Raw genomic sequence first — 1,692 nt, 5'->3', positions numbered from 1 at the left:
GTGATGTATGAGGTGCCTTCGCGTGAGGATGTGGGGCAGGTGATCATCAGTCGGGAGACGGTGATCGACAACGTGAACCCCACGATCGTGCCGCGGGCCCAGCTGGACTCCGACCACCAGGAGAAGTCCGCCTGATCCCGCCGCGGCCCCCCGGGGCCCTCGCCGGCGGCGGTACGCGAGAGGGGCGCCCCCGGGCCGGGGGCGCCCCTCCCGCGTCCTCGGACGGGCCGCCGGGCATCCGCGCCGGAGGGTGGGCGTCACGCGTCCTCCAGCACCTCCGCCATGCGGCCGATCTCCGCGTTCTGCTCCGCGATCACGTCGTTGGCCATCCTGAGCACGGTCTGGTCCCTGCCCTCGGCCATCGCGTCCTCGGCCATGGTGACCGCGCCCTCGTGGTGGGTGGTCATCAGTTCCACGAAGAGCCGGTCGAACGCGTCGCCCTCGGCCTCCGCCAACTGCTCCAGTTCCTCCGGCGTGGCCATGCCCGGCATGTCGGCGTGGTCGACGTCCAGCTCGCAGGCGGGCACGTCGGCGTCCTCGCCGTGGTGGGTGCCGTCCCCCTCCAGGCCGCAGAAGTTCTGGTGCGCGGGGTTCTCCCGGGCGGGGCCGAAGACGTTCTCCTCCAACCAGCTCTCCATGGCGGTGATCTCCGGCCCCTGGGCGGCGGCGATGCGGTCGGCGATGCGCTCGATGCCGTCGCGCTCGTGGCGCTCCGGGACCAGGTCGGTCATCTCCAGGGCCTGGGAGTGGTGCTCGATCATCATCACCAGGTAGGTGACGTCGGCCTCGTTGTGCCCCTGCTCCTCGGCCAGGGCGGCGATCTGGTCGGCGGTCGCGGGCGACGAGGACTCGCCGGGCGCTCCGGGGGCGATGACGTTGGCCGACTCCCGGCCTTCCTCGTCACCGGTACAGGCTGTGGCTCCGAGCAGCGCGAGAGCTGCTCCGGTCGCGAGTGCCAGGCGACGCACGAGGTGTCCTCCGATGGGGGTGTGGCGCGGACGGATCCGCGGTGTCGTGGGGCCCGGTGCCCCTGAGGCAACGTCCTGCGGGTTTTCTACTCACTCGGTGGGTGTTTTGTCCAGCCCTGAGGGTGTGTCGGCAGGACAGGGTTTCCTTCGGTACGCGTTCAGTACGCGTCCGGTCCGCGCCGGGCGGGGCCTGTGGGGCGGCCTCCTGGGGATTGGTCAGTAGATGTCCGGTCTCGGCGTTTCGTCTGGAGTGTGGTGACTCCAGGGAGTACAACACAAAGTAGTCAATTGGCATCTTTGTGTAATTCCTGGGGGTGTGGGCTGTGGTGCGTGGACGAGGACGCGGTGGCCGGGTCCGCTGGGGGGCGGTCGGGACGGGGTTCCTGGTGGCCGTCGGCCTCCTGGCCGTCCCCGGGGCGCGCGCCGCCGACGGCGTGAGCACGGGAGGCGGGGTGGTGCACCTGGCCAACCTGCCCAAGCCCGAGGGGCTGCACAGCGACGCCGCCTACAACTCGGACCTGGCGTTCACCGGCGACTACGCCATCGGCGGCAACTACGACGGGTTCGTCGTCTACGACATCTCCGTCCCGGCCCTGCCCCGGCTGGTGTCCACCGTCGTGTGCCCCGGTGGGCAGGGCGACGTGTCGGTGAGCGGTGACCTGCTGTACTTCTCGGTCGACTACCCGCGCGCCGGTACGGAGTGCGGTGCGGCGTCGGTGCCCAC

The 1,692-nt window shown here is 70.7% G+C and carries 1 protein-coding gene and 2 pseudogenes; 2 read left to right on the top strand and 1 reads right to left on the bottom strand.

Going from position 1 to position 1,692, the window contains the following annotated elements; genetic code table 11:
• Positions 1 to 135: pseudogene (locus ABZ234_RS33970) on the top strand (ATP-dependent Clp protease ATP-binding subunit ClpX); the annotation flags it as partial.
• Positions 136 to 257: 122 nt separating this feature from the next.
• Here ABZ234_RS33970 and ABZ234_RS33965 read toward each other — a convergent pair.
• Positions 258 to 968: a DUF305 domain-containing protein gene (locus ABZ234_RS33965; RefSeq protein ID WP_267948593.1), complete on the bottom strand. Its 711-nt coding sequence runs from the start codon at positions 966 to 968 to the stop codon at positions 258 to 260.
• A 401-nt stretch (positions 969 to 1,369) separates the two neighbouring features.
• Between ABZ234_RS33965 and ABZ234_RS33960 the strand changes: the two are divergent.
• Positions 1,370 to 1,692, top strand: a pseudogene (locus ABZ234_RS33960) (hypothetical protein); the annotation flags it as partial.

This window comes from Nocardiopsis sp. NPDC006198 (assembly GCF_040613895.1).
GTDB classification, from domain to species: Bacteria; Actinomycetota; Actinomycetes; order Streptosporangiales; family Streptosporangiaceae; genus Nocardiopsis; species Nocardiopsis tropica.
The sequence above is the reverse complement of the archived record's forward strand: the minus strand, read 5'-3'. Positions and strand labels throughout refer to the sequence as shown.